Genomic DNA, 15660 nt, shown 5'->3' on the forward strand with positions numbered 1-15660 from the left:
TCGGGAGTATCCCTGGCAGCGTGAGCGAGGACCGTGGTGGGCGCGATCTGAACGATGCAAAGCACCTTGAGAAGCGCCACACGGCATATCCTCATCTGTCTCCTCGCCATCGGTTTATCGACATCGGGCGGGCTCTCTCAGACCGCGCAGCGGCTGGACAGCAAATTCTTGCTTGGCGTCGGCACGCATCAGGGGCTGGGTGGCCCCGTCAGCTCGCGCGGCTACACACCTTCGATCAATATCGGCCAGATCAGGGAATTGGGCGTCAACGCATTCCGCGACGATTTTCCGTGGTCGGATTTCGAGCAGCCTGGAGGCCGGATCGGGTTTACCCCGCAGCTCGGCCGGTTGGATGCCCAGATCAAGTCGGCCGTTGCCCGCCCCTTCCTCATCCTGGCTTTCGGCCACCACCTCGTGCCGAACTCCATGCCGCCGACGACGGACGAAGCACGGCGGCGCTTCGCCGCCTACGCGTCGGCCGCAGCGCACGCCGTCGCACCACAGCACCCGGTGTTCGAGCTCTGGAATGAATGGAATCTCGCGGCGAAGAAGGACGCGGCATTCTCAGTCGACAATTATCTGGCGTTGGCCAAGATCGTACAGCCCGCCGTCAAGCAAGCCGCGCCCGGCGCCCCCTTCGTGGTCGGGGCGATCGGCGATGATCCCGGCTGGAATTGGACCGAGCAGATGCTGCAGTCCGGCATCCTTCAATATGCCGACGGCGTCTCGATCCATCTTTACAATTTCTGCATGGGACCGGCCAAGCGCAATTCGGCTGAAGTCGTCGACCGGCTGAACACCTTTCATCGCCTGGTGAGCGAAGCCAGCGGCAGTCCGACTTTTCCAATCTATGTGACCGAAGCAGGCTGGCCGACGGCGAACAACAAATGCGGCGTCAGCGAGCAGGCCCAGGCCGACAACATGGCCCAGCTCATCCTCTGGGCTTCGACCGCATCATCCTGGCTCAAAGGCATCTGGCTCTACGAGCTCAAGGACAGCGGAACGAATCCATCGGACCTCGAACACAATTTCGGCCTGTACCATTTCGACAATTCTCCGAAGCGAGCCGCCTGCGCGGTTCGTGACGCATGGGCCTTTGTCCGCTCGAGCACGAGCGCGGAGAGCAAGCAGCTGTCCGGCGGCGTCACCGCGATCATTGCGTCGACGCCGGCCGGTCGGCGAATGGCGATCTGGTCCGGCGATCCGAACCAGCGCTTCGCCGTACGGCTGCGATCCAACGCGGCGGACGCGACTTATAGCCTGCCTTGCGAAGCTGCGGCGCAACCCGCTTCGGGGGCGTGGATGCCGGTGTCGGGCACGCCGCTCCTGGTCAGCACGAATAATGCCGCGGCTCCCGATTTCGACATCCGGCCGGAGAGGTGAGCGATGCCTCCGCGCACGCCAGCCGACGCGATCCGGATCAGTTGTTTCCTGCGTTCTCAACAATGAGATTGACCCCATGAAAGTTCTTTTGACATCCTCGCTCTATCCGACCCCCAACGCACCGAAGGTCGTCGGCGGCGCCGAGATTTTCGCCCGCCGCTTCGCCGAAGGCCTGGCCGAGTCCGGCGACAAGGTGGAGGTGGTCCGCACCGCAACGTCGCCCGACCTCAGTCCCGAAACACACAATGGCATCGATATCCATACCGCGCCCGTGCAGAACTTTTATTTGCCTTTCAACGAACCGAGGAACGCCGCGGTGCGCAGCATGTGGCACGCGGTCGAGGACTGGCAGATCCTGGCGCCGATGATCGCGGAGCGGATCCGCGCCTTCAAGCCTGACGTCGTGCACTCCAACAATTTGTCGGGACTGACGACCGCGATCTGGAGAGTGGCGGCGCAACTCGGCGTGCCTGTGCTCCATACGGTGCACGATTATTATCTCACCTGTCCCCGCTGCTCGCGGTTCGATCGGGGACGGTCCTGCGAGCATACCTGCACCAGCTGCTCGCTGCTGACCTATCACCGCCGCCGCGCCACGCACTGGCTCAGCGCCGTGGTCGGCGTCAGCGAGCGGGTTCTGTCGATTCACACCGACCTCGGCCTGTTCGCGGACACGCCGATCCGCACCGTCATCCACAACGCTTCGACGGCCCCACCGAGCGCTCCCCATCTTCGTCCTCTCTGCACCACCGAAGTCACATTCGGATTCATCGGCCGCCTGACCGAAGAAAAGGGCATCGAGAACCTGATGCGGGCATTGGCCAGGCTGCCGCGCGAGCGTTTCAGGACGCTGATTGCCGGGCGCGTCAGTGACGGCGAGCAGCAAAGGCTGAAGGCGATCGCTCCGGACGCCCGCGTCGAGTTCATGGGATTTGTTTCTCCCGACGAGTTCTACAAGGCCGTCGATGTCGTGATCGCACCCTCGATCTGGCATGATCCCGGCCCGCTCGTCGTCGCCGATGCCAAGGCGGCGGGCCGGCCGCTGCTCGGAACGCGTTTTGGCGGAATGCCGGAGGCGATCGAGGACGGCGTCACCGGCTGGTTGACCGAGTCCGACCCGGCCTCGCTTGCCGACAGCATGCTCGCCATCGCGGCGGACCCGCACAAGATCGTCGAGATCAGCGAACGCCTGGCCAGCGACAACAACAAATGGATGTTCTCCGACGTCATCCTCGCCTATCGCAAACTATACAGGCAGTTGCGCGAAACGCAGCCGCGACGAAACTACGCCAGGGCGGCCGCAGCATCATGATGGATTCGCAGGCCCCCGAGCACGTTTCCCGCGCGGACCCAAGCTGAGATCATCAGTCCCAAATGGCTCGCTTGTCTGCCGTCGCCGGTTACATCTATCAGAGCGCAACGGCGATCGTTCTGATCTTCGCGATCAGCCATCTACTGGGCGCGGCTGACTACACCAGCTTTTCGCTGGCACTCGCCTCGAGTCAGTTGCTCTGCGTGCTGATGTTCGAGTGGTTGCAGCTCGCCGGCCTGCGGTTCCTCGCGGCAGCCGACGGCCATGAGGCCGCTCGGCTGCGGTGGTCGCTGCTCTGCGCAGGCCTTTTGAGCGCGCTGGCGCTGGTCCTGATCGGCGCCTGCGCATCTAAGCTGAGTCGGCTCTCGCCCGACATCGTCGCTCTCGGCTTGAGCGTCGCCATGCTTCAGGGCTTTGCCGACCTCTATTTCCTGACGATCCGCCTGTGCGACCGCCTGGGCCTTGCGTCCTGCCTGCTTGCCCTGCGTGCGAGCGCGGTTCTCGGCGGGGCCGTGGCAGGGGCTGCGTTTTGGGGAACTGCCGAGGCTACGCTGATCGGTATCGCATCCGGCCAGGCGGCGGGCCTCGCCGCAGGTCTGGTCACGCACCGTGCCAGGCTGGCGCGGCCGCCGCTTTCGATTCTGCTTCGCGACTGGTCAGAGTTCTGCCGCTACGGGCTGCTGGCCGCCGGCGCGTCCGTCATCCATCTGTCGGTGCCCGTGTTGTTGCGCTTCATCATCGTCAGTCGCCTTGGCGCAACGGGCGCCAGCGCCGGCTTCTCGATCGCCCTCGACCTGCTTCAACGCCCCTTTGGCGTTCTCAACGCTGCAATCCACACGATCAGCTATCCCGAGGTCGTTCAGGACTTCGAACGCGGGGGTGCCTCGAGGCCGGCCGATTCGGCCCGTCGCATGTTCGAATTCATGGTTTGCACGACGGTCGTGCTGCTGGGGGGACTGATCGGCTTCATCCCCGATGCCGCCCATCTTCTTCTGGCGCAGGACAGCCTGGACGGGTTTCTGGCCACGGCGCCGATGGTGGCCTTGTTCTATTTCCTGCACCTCCACTTGCAGTCCACGGTCGCGCTTGTCCCTCATCTGGAGAAACTCGCAATCCGGCTGGTCGTCGTGGCGACCACCCAGTTGATCCTTGTGGCAGCCGCATCAGCCCTCGCGGCCGCGGCGGGCCTGTCGCCGCGCGGTGCGGTCGCCTCTGCCTCGGCCGCGACGGTGATCGTCATCGTGCTCGCCCTGGGCCCGACGGTCCAATACCGCGCGGTTCCCCGCGCCATCCTGATCGTCCAGGCTCTTGCCGCGGCAATGCTGATCGGATCGCTTGCATCCATGCCGATCCAGCCGCTCTGGCTTGCCGCCAAGATCGTGATTGCAGGACTGGCGGCCGCAATCGTTGCCTGGCGGGGAGACTTCCTCATGCTGGCGCGTCACAGCAAACCTTGAGTTCCCGGTTCGAAACCGACATTCGGCGCCGATTTACAACCAAAGCGAGACGCTGATCATTCAACCTTTACGAATATTCCTGTCGCTATGCTCGCTTGGCCATCACCGGCGTGCTGATGTTGCCGGTCTCGTGACCAGTCGCGCGCGCGACTGCGCAGATAATCAGCAGATCAGGCTGTCGAATTCTTGAAAGCGCCGCGGTCGCGCCATCCTGCGTCGACACGGCCACGATATACCCTTCGTCGATACGACATCTGTTCCTGCACAAGGAACCTGCGTCGCACGATTTTTGTCGCGTCGATCTTTATCTGAAATTCACACTCGAAATCGAGAGTTGCGATCAATCCCGCGGGCAATTCCGTTCGCTCTCTCTTGGCTCGAGTGTGCAATGTCAGATCAGACCATTCTTTCCGCAAGCGGCTTCATCAACTCCATCGGCGTCAACAGCCACGCCGGCTTCGGATGGACCGACTACAATAATCTCGCAATGATGGTCGACGACCTGAAATATCTCGGCGTCACCCATCTTCGCGACGCGATGGCGACCAATCCGGCCGCACAACCCGTCGTCGACGGTCTGGCGGCGGCCGGTTACAAGTTCGACTTCATCGTTTCGTCCGCCTTGCCCGGGCAGGGCGCGACCGGGCTTCAGAATTACGTAACCTCGCTCGATAAATTCCTGGCAAGCCATCCAGGCAGCATCAGCGCGATCGAGGGGCTGAACGAGGCCAATGCCCAGCCCTTCAGCTATCACGGCAGCTCGAGCCTCAGCGCGGCTGCTCAATTTCAAAGCGCGCTCTACCAAGCCGTGAAGGCGGATGGCGCGCTTTCGAGCATTCCGGTCTACAACCTGTCGCTCGCATACAACGATCCGCAAGGCTACAACCAGCTCGGCAACATGTCGGGTTCGGTCGACTACGCCAACGCCCACGCCTATGTCAGCACCGGCTCGACCCCTGCCAGTTCCCTTGCTGCGACGCTGAGCGCGGTGGAGACGGCCGCCCCCGGCAAGCCGGTGGTCATCACCGAGACCGGCTACACGACCCAGGCCAACACCCAATATCTCGGCGTTGACGAAACGGTGCAGGCGAAATCGATCCTGAACACGCTGGTCGATGCCTACAAGGACGGCGTGAGCTCGACCTATCTCTACGAACTGTTCGATCGGAATTCGGCCGCCAGCACCACCAACCCCGAAGACAAATACGGCCTGTTCCATTCGGACGGCACCCCGAAGCTGGCCGCCACTGCGATCCACAATCTCACGACCATCCTGGCCGATGACGGCTCGGGCGGTCATCAGCCGACTGATCCATTGAACTACACGCTGAGCAACATGCCTGAAACCGGCAGCAGCATGGTGCTGGGCAAGAGCAATGGCGCCTATGAGCTCGTCGTCTGGGCCGAGCCCAAGCTCTGGAATGATGCGGCCGATACCGAGATATCGAACCCGACACAAACCGTCACCGTGAATCTCGGCGGCGTGCACCATTCGGTCAAGGTGTACGACACGATGACCGGGACCACGGCGATCGCCAGCTATACCGATGTCTCGACGATCACGATCCCGGTGAGCGATCACCCGCTCATCATCGAGATCGACGCGCCTGCGGGCACCTCGGGTCCGCCGAGCGTTCCGCCCGACGTGACCGGCACCGCGGCCGAGATCGTTCCGCAGCTCTCCGACTTCAGCACATCGACCACGCTGAAGACGATCACCCTGACGGATACGCACGTCCTGCCGGTCGCCTCGAAAGCGACGCTGGACTACATCATTGCGCATTACGGCAATGCGCTGTCCAAGATCCAGGGTGGATATTCGTTCTCCGTCACGAATTCGGCCCCGACCTGGACCAGCACGCTCACCTACAGCGCGAACGGCAGCCTGGTCTCGACGTCGAACACCGGCCTGAACGGCAGCGGCCAGCCGATTTCGACGACCGTCAACTATGCCGACGGCTCGAAAGACGCGATCGGCTACACGGGCGGCATCAAGACCACCTTCATCCATCTCGCAACGGACGGCACCAGAACCACCGATACCTACAACACGGCCGGGACCCTTCTCAGCGAAGTCGTCCAGAAATCGACCGGATACTACTCGACCACCCTCTACACCGCCGGTGTCAAGACCGCTGCCTATGTCCTCAATGCCGACCACACCCAGGACAACTACACCTACAACATCAAGGGACAGAGCTACACCAGCCAGGTCCAGCACGTCGACACGACGGGCAAGGTCACCTCGGTGACGCGCACCCACGCGGATGGCTCACTGGATTCGACGCAGATCTATAACAGCGATGGCAGCAGTGCCATCACCACTTATAGCACGACCGGCGTCAAACTTGTCGAAACCGACTATCACGCCGATCACAGCAAGGATGTGTGGACCTACAATATCACCGGGCAGCCCTACAACAGCGAACACGATATCTACGATACCACGGGTTTCCTCACGACCCTGGTGCGCCGGCACGCCGACGGCAGCTACCAGTTCAAGCTGGTCCAAAGCAGCGACGGCACCAAGACCAGCGACTTCTATGATGCGACCGGAAACCTGACCAGCGAGGTGGTGCAGAGAGCCGACGGCTTCACTTCGACGACGCTCTACAGCAACGGCGCCAAGACCCAGGCCTATGTGAAGAACCCGGACGGCAGCCTGGATAATTACAGCTACGGTATCACCGGGCAGAGCTATGTGACGCTGGTCCAGCACGTCGACCCCTCCGGCAAGGTCACGGCCATCACCCGCAAACACGCGAACGGAACTCTGGATTATACCAAGGTCATCAATTCCGATGGCAGCAGCGTCGTCACGACCTATGACGCCGCCGGCAACAAGACCAAGGAGATCGACGCGCACGCTGACCACAGCCAGGACATCTGGCTCTATAATATCACCGGGCAGGCCTACACGACCGAGCACGATATCTATGACGCGACCGGTTTCCTCACCACGCTGGTGCGGCGTCACGCCGACGGTAGCTACGCATTCAAGCTGGCCCAGAGCAGCGATGGCACCAAGACGACCGATTGGTACGACGCCACAGGCATTCTCACCAGCGAGGTGGTTCAGAAGGCCGACGGCTTCGATTCCACGACCGTCTACACCAATGGCGTGAAGACCGCCGCCTATATCATCAACGCCGACCAGAGCCACGACAACTACAGCTACGACATCACCGGCCAGAGCTATACCACCCAGCACCAGCATCTCGACGCGTCCGGCAAGCTCACCGAGATGGACCGAACCCACGCCGACGGCACGCTGGACTACAGCCAGATCGTCAATGCCGATGGCAGCAGCGTCGTCAGCAACTACAACGCATCAGGCGTGAAGACGACCGAGACCGACTATCACGCGAACGGGTCAAAGGACGTTTTCCTCTACAACGTCGTCGGCCAGAACTACACGACCGGGCACGACAGCTACGATACGACCGGGTTCCTCACCAACATCACGCGAACTCACGCCGACAACAGCCTGGCCTTCACCTTGGCGCAGACCAGCGACGGCAACAAGACCACGGACTGGTACGACGCGAACGGCATCATCACGAGCGAGGTGGTGCAGAAGGCGGACGGTTACAGCTCCACGACCGTCTATACGGGAGGCGTAAAGACGGCGGCGTACATTACCAACGCCGACCACACGTCCGACAACTGGAGCTACAACGTCACCGGGCAGAGCTACACCACCCAGCATCAGCATCTCGATGCGTCCGGCAAAATCGTCGCGATCACCCGAACCCATGCCGACGGCACCCTGGACTACACGCAGGTGGTCAACAACGACGGCAGCAAGCTGACCGACATCTATGACAGCGCCGGCAACAAGACCCAGGAGGTCGCGAACAACGCTGACAGCACGAAGGATGTCTTCCTGTTCAACTTCAATGGCCAGCAGGGAACGACCCAGCACGAACATTACAACGCGGCTAACGCGCTGCAATATTTCGACGATACGAAAGCGGACGGCACCCACAACGTCACCGCCGTGGCTGCGGGCGTGACGGTTCAGGGTGGTAACGGCAACGACCTGTTCTCCACGGCTCCCGGCTCCACGACCGTGGTCTACGATCACGGCCAGGACCAGATCGTCAACTTCCACGCCGGCGATGCCGCCAACCACGACATCGTCGAGATCTCAAAACAGCTGGCAGCCGACTATAGCCATCTCCAGATCGCGCAATCGGGCAACGATGCAATGGTGACGCTGTCAGCCAACGATTCGGTCCTGCTGAAGAACATCGCCGTCGCGAGCTTGACCAGCCACGATTTCATGTTCGTCTGAGACATCGTACGGAACGTCCGGACCTGCGACGCTGCAGGTCCGGGCTCGCACGACCAAAGCACAGGCATCTGCCTTCTGAAACGGCACGACCGGAAAGCCGCATCTTGCGGTGCCATGCACCAGCGGCATTTCCGCCATGATCATGGACGCCGTGTTGCCGCGAAGGACATGCGGGACTTGCGAACTTGCGTCACAATTCGGCTCTAGAACGACATCTCGCTTCGCAGGGAATACGACATCGAGATGGAAATCCGTGAACAAACACGCTTTGTCGTGCTCGATTTCTATCGGTTCGTCGCAGCCCTCGGGGTCTTCATTTTTCATCTGAAGAACATCGACAAGGGCATCTCGCCGGCGTGGAACGGCTCGTACGGGCTGTTCGTCGACATGTTCTTCATCCTTTCGGGATTCGTGATCTCGTACTCCTATCCGGCTGGTTCCATTGGAATCCGCGGCTATGCCCGCTTTCTGATGCGGCGCATTGCGCGGATCTATCCCCTGCACTTGTTGACCTTGCTCGCCTTCGTCGTGCTCGCCTGGATCGGAGTGAAAGGCCCGACATCACATGCGAGCGCGCTGGACTTCATCCACAATGCTCTGCTCGTCCAGGCCTGGGGCGTCACCGATCATCTCAGCTTCAACTCGCCGTCCTGGTCGATCAGTGCGGAGCTGTTCTGCTACCTGCTGTTCCCGCTCCTGATGCTGCTGGCCGGGCGCGTCTCCGCCCTGACGCTCGCGGTGATCGTGGCGAGTCTGTACGCCGTGCTGGCCCATGGTCACCTGCCGATCTGGCAGGATCGGTCGCAAATGTATGGCGCCAATTTCGATTATGGCATGCTGCGGGCGCTTCCGAGCTTCCTGAACGGTATTCTGCTCGCGCTGCTGTTCAAGCAATTCCGCAATCGCGGCAGCAAGCCGGTCGCCATCGCGGGAATTGGCGTGTTCCTGGCCTCGATCCTGATCCTGAACGTTTTTGCCAAGCCGGATCTCGCGATCGTTCTCTTCTCGCTCGCCATCCTGCTGACCGCAATCGGCGAAAGCGCGTTTGTCAGGTTCCCTGGCGCCACCTGGCTTGGCCGGCTCGGCAACACCTCCTACGCCATCTACATGCTGCACGAACTCTTGCTGATCCTGGTGTTCAAGCCGGTCTGGCATCAGCTCGGACTGCAACCGGGAGCGTTTCCGATATTCGCGCTGGCCTGCTGCCTCATTCTCACGATCGCAGCTGATCTGACCTACGTTCTGATCGAGAATCCGGCGCGAAAATTGATCAATCGTCTCGCGCCGGCTGCCGAAGCCAGGCGCCCCACCGCTCCCGAGCCCGCGCTGGCCGAGACACTGGAGCTGCGGCCGACAGGACAAGCTGCGAACGCAGGTTAGCCTCCGCGCTCCTGCCATCCTCAAGGGCGCTTCCAGTCTAGGACCGTCGAAGCCGAATCGCGACTTCGTGCCAGACCCGAAGCGCCGCCGGTCGCGCGGTCAGCAGCACCGCGGCCAGATAGACCGCAGCGCCGAGTGATGTCAGTGCCGCAAGGCGGAGCCAGGGCGACAGCGGGGGCAAGTTATGGGATGCCCCGACGACCACCGCGGCCATGAGCGCCGAGCTGCCGAACGCCGGCACCAGCGCGCGCGCGTAGTGACGCACGGCGATCGACAGGATGCGCAATGACGCTCCCGCCGACAAGGGATACAGCAGCACGGCGCGCACGACATAGCCGACAGCGATAGCGACCAAACCGAACGGAGCCGCCGCGATGAAGATCGCGATGTTGGACGCGGCGTAAATCAGCGTGAGCCAGGTCTGCCAATGCGGCTTGCCGAACGCCAGGATGACCGAATGATTGTAGAGCCCGATGGTCGTCAAGAACCCCGTTACCGAGATGATCGACAGCAACGGCGCGGAGTCGAGCCACTTCGCGCCGAAGAATGCAAGGATGAGATCGGGCGACAAGGCCGCTATCCCCGCGAAGATCGGTGCCGTCAGCAGCGAGGTGTACATGACAAAATCGAGAAGCGCCTCACTGGAGGCCTTGCGATCGTGCTGGAGGCCCGCGATCGTCGCGAAGAACACGCGGTTCAACGCATTTCCGATCACCGTGCTGACCGCATTTACGAGCCGCTTGGCGAGGCTGTAGAAGCCTGCTCCCGCAGCCCCCGTGTACCATGTCACGAAAAGGAGATCCGAATTGGCGTTGGCGAAGTTCGTGATGCCCGTGAGCGCCACATAGCGGCCGTAACTGATGAGCTCGATCGCCTCGCGGCGGCTGAAGCGGAAACCTGGACGCCACGGCGTCAACGTCCACAGGCTGACCAATGACACGAGCGAGGTCGTGACCAGCTGGCCGACGAGCGCAAGCACGCCGTAGCCGCTGATGGCCAGAGCAATGCCGATGGTGCCGCCAAGCGTGATGGAGAACAGCGTGCGAAGGGCGAGCGAACGGAAGACCTGATTGCGCGTCAACCAGGCCTCGTGGGTGCGGGATAGCCCCTGCACGGCAACCACGACGGAAAAGCCTTTCAGCACGACGGCGAGATCTTCCAGGCCGGACAGACGTTCGATGCTGCTACTGGCTGCGAAGAGCAGTGCCGCGGCAACCAGCGAAAAACCCGCAATCAGCCAGAACGACGCGTTGTAGTCCTCGTCTTTCGGCTGGGCGCGTGCCTGGACCGCGATCGCGATGCTTTCGATCAGAACAGCCCGGCAGAAATCCAGTGCCAGCGCACCCGTCGCCACGAGGCCGATGATCTGCGGCGACAGCAGTCGCGCCATGATCACGTAGATGGCGAGCGTCAGCGCTTGCCCCACCGCGGAATCGAGGGTGGACCAGATGACGCCGGAAACGATCGAGCGTGACGTGACCGAAGGCTCGCTGCTCAATTGGAGGCTTGTCATGAGTTCAGACTAGGTATGTGCGGGCTAGCGATGCATCGGCACTGCTCGAACGGTCCAAGAAACGGTCCAAGAGTCGCCTCTTTCGAGAGACAGTGTACGAAGGATAGCATCTGCCATCCGAGGACGCATGAATATTCGAGCCAATCTGCGTAGATTGATCAACGAGGTCGGCTGCGACTTTGTTCAGCAATTGCCTTATCCGCATGTAGAGCTGTTCTTCTGGCGACCTGATGATGGAACGATCAATTTTGGCGACTATTTGTCCCTCGTCGTGGTGGAACAACAACTTCGACGCAGCGGGTATACGCTTGCAGACGAAACGTCACGGCAAGCACGGATGTTTGCGATCGGCTCGGTTCTGCACTACGCACGCAACGACGATGTGATCTGGGGCAGCGGCATCAACGGGCGCCAAGGCCAGAACGATCTCAATCGTCGCGTTCAAACGCTGGATATTCGCGCGGTGCGCGGCCCTCGCACCCAGGAAATTCTCCGGCGGCGCGGCCTCTCCGTGCCTGACATATTCGGCGATCCTGCGTTGCTTCTGCCACGCCTGTTCCCTGATCGCTTTCAACGGCGTGGCGTCCGTCCGTGGATTTTCGTGCCCAACCTGCACGACCTCAACATGATCGATCACGGCCCGGCGAATGTGGTCAGCCCGCTCGGATCATGGAATCGACGCATTGAGGCCATTCTCGAGGCAGAGCTGGTGCTGGCAAGTTCCCTGCACGGCCTGATCGTCGCGGAAGCTTACGGAATTCCCGCGCGCTATGTGCGGCTGAGCGATGGCGAAGCCGAATTCAAGTATCGTGACTATTATGAAGGCACCGGCAGGTTCGACGTCGAATTCGCCTCCAGCCTCGAGGAAGGCCGGGAGATGGGAGGCGCTGCGCCTCTCAGCTTCAAGCACGACTCCCTGATGGATGCCTTCCCGATCGATCTCTGGCGCGAGACACGCTGATATGACCAGGCGTTTCAGGGTGGCGATCTATGCCCCGCATTTCGCTGAATATTCCTATCGACTGGCCGCTGCACTAGCCAAGCATTGCGACGTCCGGCTGGTGCTCAATCGGAAGGACGCCAATCAGCAATGGAATCTGGACTGGATTCCTGCGCCCTCGTCGTTCGACACGCGCATCCGGGATCTGAGCCTGCGTCGATCCGGCGCCATCGGACTTCCACGGTCGTTTCTCGACATCCTCGCCTTTCGTCCGGACGTGGTTCATTGTCACGAATGCCCGGAATATTTCACGGCTGGACTGATGGAGCTGCTTCGGCTCACCAGCCTTCCGCGCGTCCTCACCGTTCATGACGCCATTCCGCACTCCGAGGGCGGTTCGGGAACGAATACGAGCGAAGAGCGGCTGCGGGACCGCATGCGCGCCGGTGCCACGCATGTGACGGTGCATGGCCAGAGCTGCGTGGCTGACTTTGCCCGTGCATCGCCCGATTTCCGCGGCGAAGTGACGTCCTCCATGCATGGCGTGTTGATGGTGCCATCGACAAACCGGACACCAATTCAGGCGGTCGAGGGCCGCATCCTCTTCTTCGGACGCATGTGGGCCTACAAGGGACTCGATGTCTTCCTTGACGCAATCGATCTGCTGTCAAAGCGCGGTGTACGTCATCAGGCCGTCATCGCCGGCCGTGGTCCCGAGATGACGCGATTTGGTGCGCGGATGGCCGATATGGCATCGGTCAACGCCATCGACACGTATGTCTCGGCCGAAGACACCAGCACCCTGTTCCAATCGGCTGAAGTCGTTGCGTTGCCTTACAAGGATGCATCGCAGAGCGGCGTGCTGGCATCCGCCTTTGGCAATCACCGCCCTGTCGTTGCAAGCGCGACCGGCGGCATTCCCGACGTCGTCACAGACGGTGTCAATGGCCTGCTTGTGCCGCCTGCCGACGCTACCGCGCTGGCCGATGCTCTGGAGCGCGTCCTGACGTCGAGGCCTTTGGCTGCAAGCCTGACGGAGGGAGCGCGGCAGACGGCTGAGGGCTCACTGAGTTGGGATCATATCGCCGAACGCCTGTTGACGACCTATCGTCGGATCGCCGGCGTCAGCGCCTGATCGGCCGGCGTCACCGCCTGACGGCACCGCTCGCTGGTGGGAGCGGCTGCTCTATCTTGTCGAGCGGCCCGAACACCAGCCCCCGTAGCGCGCCGTCCAGGACGCGCCTCAACCTGACTTCAATCAGCTGGTAGCTGATCGCGCTCGCGGCCAGCGATGCGATGAGCCCCAAGATGATGAATGCGAACCAGAGCAGCCAGCGGTCAGCCCCCATCGCGACGAGCTTCAGCCCCGTCACTTGCAACGGAAACAGCACGAAGGGATGCACCAGATAGAGGCTGTAGCTGATCTTGCCGACAAATTGCAGCGCCGGCGCGCTGAGGGCGTTGGCGATGCCCGAGCCGGGGGCGAGCACCATGCCGAACAGCAGGAACCCCGGGATCAGCGCAACGAAGGGATGAAACAGCACCAGGCTCGCATACATGGCGACGCCACAAACCACCCCGGCAGCCAATCCCAACCGCCCCTGGACCGGGAAGCGGATTCCGGTGGAACTGAAGACCATGCCGATGCAGAAAAACGCCGTGATGGGCCAATGCAGGGCACAGGCGAAGCCAAACAGGATCAATGGCGCCGCCATCATGCGACCACCGACGCGCAACGCGGCGAATGTCACCGCAAACCAGATATAGAATGCCCACTCGTAAGTCAGCGTCCAGGCGTTCTGCTGTGCGGCGGGAAGACCGAGCGCATCCTGCAGAAAGAACAGATTGGCAAGGAAGATGCCGAGATAGCTGCCGACATCGATGCCGCGGAAGAACTTGTAGCCGACGACCGGCCCGATCACGAACAGCGCAACATGCAGCACGAGAAAGACCGGCATGATGCGAAGCACGCGGTCGAAGAAGAAGCGGGCCAGCGACCCATGACGCACAAGGCTCGCCGGAATCAGGAAGCCGCTGATCATGAAGAACAGCTCGACGCCGTGCCCGCCGACGTTGATCACTGACTGGAGCCAGGGCCAGAGCGGCGGCAGAAAGCCGGGGTTCGGGATGTCGTACATGCCACCCTTTGGCATGTCGTAGAAATGATCCATCAGCACGCTCAGGGCTGCGATGGCGCGAAGACCCTGGACGGACGGAACGAACGATCCGTCATATCTCACGTCCGGTTGCCTCGCCGCCTCGCTCACTCGGCGGCTCCCTGCGTGCTGAGAGCCGGCTCGAGAGCTGCCCGCCGCCGGCGTACGGAACGGAAACGGTGCCCGAATGAGATCGACGGCTTTTCGACCAGAGAAAACGTGGTCCAGCTGACCAGGATCGACAACGCCACGATGACGGCCGCGAAGGCGGACCACCCCAGCGGACCATCACCGAACCACACCAGGCGATGAACCCAGACGATCACGAACGGCGACATCAGATACACGGAGTAACTGATCACACCAACGAAGGCCACCGGGCGCCAGGCCATTCGCTCGCCGAACGCGGCAAAGACCAGGAAGACCAGAGCCGCGCAGATGTAGGCCGATCCGATCGAATAGCTGTAGAAGAAGTTTTCATGATAGACGCCTCCGAAGCGCCTGTCGGACAGGACGGCTGCGAAAATCGCATAGAGAAGTGTGCAGCCGGCGACATGCACCCAGCGCAGCTTGCCGCCGATCACGGCGTCGCGGACAATCTTGCCCAGGAACATCGCCGAGAGATTCAGCCCGACCTCCATCAGGGATGAGACCGTCCTGTTCGCGATCAACAGGGCGGCGACGGTGCCGATCAATGCCGCGGCGACGACAATCGTCACCGCGGTGAAGCGCCTGTTCAGCAGCCCCATGGCAAACAGGATGGTGCAGCTGACGTAGAACAGCAGCTCGATGGCCAGCGTCCAGTAGAAGACCCAGAGGTTCGGGATGTTGGCAAATGTCTGCAGCATGGTCACGTTGGCAATGACCTGCGAGACCGGAAAGACGGTGGAATCCAGCACCAGCATCGTGGCGAGCCCGATGACGATCGAGGTCCAATAGGCCGGATAGAGCCGGAAGAAACGGCTGATTGCAAAATCTCGGACGGGCGTCGCGCTGTCCGGAAAGCTGAACGGGATCACGAAGCCGCTGACGAAGAAGAACAGGACGACCCCGAATCGTCCGAAGTTCATGTAGTAGCCGATGATGTCGTGAAACGTCCAATAATACGCACCGGTCGGGTGCTTCTGCACGATCACTTCGAGCACGTGCTGGAACAGCACCGACAGCACCGCGATGCCGCGCAACGTATCGATGAATGCGAGCCTTTTATGCATGATCTGAT

11 protein-coding genes are annotated in these 15660 nt (G+C 61.6%); 7 read left to right on the top strand and 4 right to left on the bottom strand.

Annotated features, from left to right (window positions below; translation table 11 throughout):
- Nucleotides 1-54 precede the first annotated feature (54 nt).
- The 3 genes from XH91_RS27205 to XH91_RS27215 all read left to right on the top strand — a co-directional run bounded on the left by XH91_RS27205 (nt 55) and on the right by XH91_RS27215 (nt 4152).
- Entirely contained in the window at nt 55-1383 is a 1329-nt protein-coding gene (locus tag XH91_RS27205; protein ID WP_245477216.1) for a glycoside hydrolase family protein, read from the top strand.
- 76 nt (nt 1384-1459) lie between these two features.
- Complete coding sequence (locus XH91_RS27210) at nt 1460-2695, top strand: glycosyltransferase family 4 protein (RefSeq protein WP_128953445.1); 1236 nt, start codon at nt 1460-1462, stop codon at nt 2693-2695.
- A gap of 62 nt (nt 2696-2757) precedes the next feature.
- Nucleotides 2758-4152, top strand: a complete 1395-nt coding sequence (locus XH91_RS27215) for a polysaccharide biosynthesis protein (RefSeq protein ID WP_128953447.1) — start codon at nt 2758-2760, stop codon at nt 4150-4152.
- An 85-nt stretch (nt 4153-4237) separates the two neighbouring features.
- Here XH91_RS27215 and XH91_RS39270 read toward each other — a convergent pair whose 3' ends face one another.
- Nucleotides 4238-4381 carry a hypothetical protein gene (locus XH91_RS39270; protein ID WP_206736843.1) on the bottom strand — a complete coding sequence of 48 codons (144 nt, stop codon included), beginning with the start codon at nt 4379-4381 and terminating at the stop codon, nt 4238-4240.
- A gap of 159 nt (nt 4382-4540) precedes the next feature.
- Here XH91_RS39270 and XH91_RS27220 point away from each other — a divergent pair, with 159 nt between their 5' ends.
- Nucleotides 4541-8449, top strand: a complete 3909-nt coding sequence (locus tag XH91_RS27220; RefSeq protein ID WP_128953449.1) for an RHS repeat domain-containing protein — start codon at nt 4541-4543, stop codon at nt 8447-8449.
- 243 nt (nt 8450-8692) lie between these two features.
- Complete coding sequence (locus tag XH91_RS27225) at nt 8693-9829, top strand: acyltransferase family protein (RefSeq protein ID WP_128953450.1); 1137 nt, start codon at nt 8693-8695, stop codon at nt 9827-9829.
- 37 nt (nt 9830-9866) lie between these two features.
- Here XH91_RS27225 and XH91_RS27230 read toward each other — a convergent pair whose 3' ends face one another.
- The gene (locus tag XH91_RS27230) at nt 9867-11327 is read right to left on the bottom strand and encodes a lipopolysaccharide biosynthesis protein (protein ID WP_164934066.1); all 1461 of its coding nucleotides are present in this window, start codon (nt 11325-11327) and stop codon (nt 9867-9869) included.
- Nucleotides 11328-11469: 142 nt separating this feature from the next.
- Here XH91_RS27230 and XH91_RS27235 point away from each other — a divergent pair, with 142 nt between their 5' ends.
- Both XH91_RS27235 and XH91_RS27240 read left to right on the top strand, forming a co-directional pair.
- A complete protein-coding gene (locus tag XH91_RS27235; protein WP_128953452.1) occupies nt 11470-12303 on the top strand; it encodes a polysaccharide pyruvyl transferase family protein in 834 nt (277 codons plus the stop codon).
- Between the two features lies 1 nt (nt 12304).
- On the top strand, nt 12305-13417 hold the full coding sequence (locus tag XH91_RS27240) for a glycosyltransferase family 4 protein (protein WP_245477217.1): 1113 nt from the start codon (nt 12305-12307) through the stop codon (nt 13415-13417).
- A gap of 10 nt (nt 13418-13427) precedes the next feature.
- On the opposite strand, the gene XH91_RS27245 is transcribed toward XH91_RS27240, so the two are convergent.
- A complete protein-coding gene (locus tag XH91_RS27245; RefSeq protein WP_128953454.1) occupies nt 13428-14549 on the bottom strand; it encodes an acyltransferase family protein in 1122 nt (373 codons plus the stop codon).
- Entirely contained in the window at nt 14546-15652 is a 1107-nt protein-coding gene (locus XH91_RS27250) for an acyltransferase family protein (RefSeq protein ID WP_128953455.1), read from the bottom strand. Before XH91_RS27250 ends, XH91_RS27245 begins: the two co-directional genes overlap by 4 nt.
- Nucleotides 15653-15660: the final 8 nt, after the last annotated feature.

It is taken from the genome of Bradyrhizobium guangzhouense, assembly GCF_004114955.1.
Lineage (GTDB): Bacteria > Pseudomonadota > Alphaproteobacteria > Rhizobiales > Xanthobacteraceae > Bradyrhizobium > Bradyrhizobium guangzhouense.

Coding starts and splice junctions, on each gene's coding strand:
- XH91_RS27215 (WP_128953447.1), top strand. CDS start 2,758: ATGGCTCGCTTGTCTGCCGTCGCCGGTTACATCTATCAGAGCGCAACG.
- XH91_RS27220 (WP_128953449.1), top strand. CDS start 4,541: ATGTCAGATCAGACCATTCTTTCCGCAAGCGGCTTCATCAACTCCATC.
- XH91_RS27250 (WP_128953455.1), bottom strand. CDS start 15,652: ATGCATAAAAGGCTCGCATTCATCGATACGTTGCGCGGCATCGCGGTG.
- XH91_RS27205 (WP_245477216.1), top strand. CDS start 55: ATGCAAAGCACCTTGAGAAGCGCCACACGGCATATCCTCATCTGTCTC.
- XH91_RS27240 (WP_245477217.1), top strand. CDS start 12,305: ATGACCAGGCGTTTCAGGGTGGCGATCTATGCCCCGCATTTCGCTGAA.
- XH91_RS27235 (WP_128953452.1), top strand. CDS start 11,470: ATGAATATTCGAGCCAATCTGCGTAGATTGATCAACGAGGTCGGCTGC.
- XH91_RS27225 (WP_128953450.1), top strand. CDS start 8,693: ATGGAAATCCGTGAACAAACACGCTTTGTCGTGCTCGATTTCTATCGG.
- XH91_RS27210 (WP_128953445.1), top strand. CDS start 1,460: ATGAAAGTTCTTTTGACATCCTCGCTCTATCCGACCCCCAACGCACCG.